This is a genomic window from Microbacterium sp., from assembly GCF_011620715.1.
GTDB lineage: Bacteria > Actinomycetota > Actinomycetes > Actinomycetales > Microbacteriaceae > Microbacterium.
Genome location: NZ_WOYP01000108.1, coordinates 1 through 2,094, shown reverse-complemented (window position 1 = coordinate 2,094; position 2,094 = coordinate 1). Strand labels below are relative to the sequence as shown.

At 73.2% G+C, this 2,094-nt stretch carries 1 protein-coding gene and 1 pseudogene; both read right to left on the bottom strand.

Going from position 1 to position 2,094, the window contains the following annotated elements; all coding sequences use genetic code 11:
• A partial coding sequence (locus tag QZV84_RS10490; RefSeq protein ID WP_292829205.1) for an Ig-like domain-containing protein occupies positions 1–1,658 on the bottom strand: 1,658 nt, incomplete at its 3' end.
• Positions 1,658–2,094 (bottom strand): annotated as a pseudogene (locus QZV84_RS10485) (serine/threonine protein kinase); the annotation flags it as partial. The gene QZV84_RS10490 and the pseudogene QZV84_RS10485, both read right to left, overlap by 1 nt.

Here is a 2,094-nt window from a genome sequence, read left to right as displayed (position 1 = left end):
GCGGCGACGATGCCCACGCCCGAGGGGTTCTGCACCGACAGCAGCAGAAGCGGATCGCCGTCCGGGTCGACCCAGCCGGGCAGCACCGGGACGGTGATCGTTCCGCCGCGCGCCACCTCGGGCGCCGGCCAGGGGACGAGGCATGCCTCCACGCCGCACCACTGCGGCGCGGCATCCCCGGTCGAGACGGTGAGGGTGACCGAGGCCGGAGCGGACCGCAGCCCGCTCTCGGCGGTGCCGTCGGTCACGGCATACGAGAAGGTCGCCGAGCCGGACGCGCCGGGAGCGACGGCCACGGTGAGGCGCTGCGAGTCGTCGGTGATCGAGACCGTGCCGAAGCGCGGATCCAGGCCCGTCACCGATGCCGGGTCGATGCTCAGCACGTCCTCGTTCGGGTCGTGGTCGTTCATGAGCACGGGCAGGGTCGCCAGGCTCGCCGCGCGCACGCCGAACGCATCGGGGACGGCGACCGGGGGCTCGGGGTCAAGGACGACGCTCAGCTGCTCCTCGCTCTGCGCGGCATCGGGGTTCGTGCGGTCATCGAGCGACCAGTTCTGGCTGGAGGGGACCAGGGCGCCGTCCGGCACCGTCCACACCCAGCCCGTCCGGGTCTCGTTCAGGATGACCGCGTCGTCGCTCGCGACGAATGTGGGCCGTCGCTGGTCGGGCAGCGTTCCCCCGCCGTAGTCGAGCATGGACTGGCCGGTGCGGGAGCTCCAGAGCACCCCGTCCTGCGTCCCTCGAGGCAGCCAGGCGGCGAACACCTCGCCGTCGTGCACGGTCGGGCGAGCCGGGGTGCCGAGCACGCTCGCCCCGGTGCCGACCTCGGTCGTGATTGCGGACCCGTCCACCGGAACGGTCACGAGCGCCGTCTCGTCGGCCAGATAGACCGCGGTGCCCGTCGGATCAGGCTGGCCGACGATGACCGAGCCCGTCGTCGGCGTCGAGACGGCGGCATCCGCTCCCCTGATCCACACGTCGCCGTCGGACCCGTCGACCACCGCCCACGCATCGCCCGCCGCCGAGACCGACGGAGCCGCGATCCCCTCCACGGCGAGCGGGTCGCGGGAGCGCACCTCCCGGGCGCGGAGGTCGTAGCGGAGCACCGAGCCGTCGGCGCTGGAGTAGCTGAACAGCATTCCGCGCGTGTCGAGCGCGATCGCATCGGAGGTGTACTGCGGGGCGTCCTCGTCGTCCGAGGGGAACGGATCGAGCTGGGTCGCCTCCCCCGACGACAGCCGGCCGAAGAAGACCGCGCCCGAGTCGGTGAGATAGGCGACGTGGTCCTCGGCCGTGACGACGTCGGTGGTGCCGGCCGGAGTGGAGGGCGAGGAGCGCAGCGTCTCCTCGTCGAGGTCGGACGGCAGCGCCGCATCGATGCGGCTGAGCTTGCTGTAGCTGTCCGAGAACAGGTACGCGCCGTCGGCGCTCTGCGCGACCTCACTCGGATTGCTGACATCGCGCACCGTGTCCAGCTCGCCGATCGTCGTGTTGACGCGGGCGTAGCGCCGCCCGTCCGCGGTCTGCAGCGCCCACACCGACGTGTCGGTCTTGTCGGTCTTCTGCGCGTCCAGCCCGGGCCAGACCACGCTCACCCCGGCGACCAGAGCCACCGCGGCGACCGCCGCGATCAGCCCCGCGAGGGTGCGTCGGCGCATCAGAGCACTCCCGTCGCCAGCAGCGCCGTCAGAAGGGCGGCGACCGCGATGACGGCGGCGATCGCCGCGCCGATCACCCAGGGCAGCACTGTGCGCGGCTGCTCCGGCCCGGTGAATTCGGTGTCCTCATCTCGGACGAGCCCGGCCATGCCCGTGCGGGGGCGGGGCTTGCGGCGCTCGGGGCGTTCGACCCTGCTGCGCGTCGGGCCGCGCAGCTCGGTGTCGGAGAAGTCGACCGGCGCGGAGGCGGCCGACCAGCCGTCAGCGGCGATCTCGAGCGGGGTCGGCGAGATGCCGAGCTCGGCCTGCACGCCCCGCAGAGCCTCGGCGAACTCGCGCGCCGACGCGTATCGCCGGCGCGGGTCGCGGCTCATCGAGCGGGCCAGGACCGCCTGGAGGGATGCCGGGACGTCGGTGCGCGCGATGTCGGTGTAGG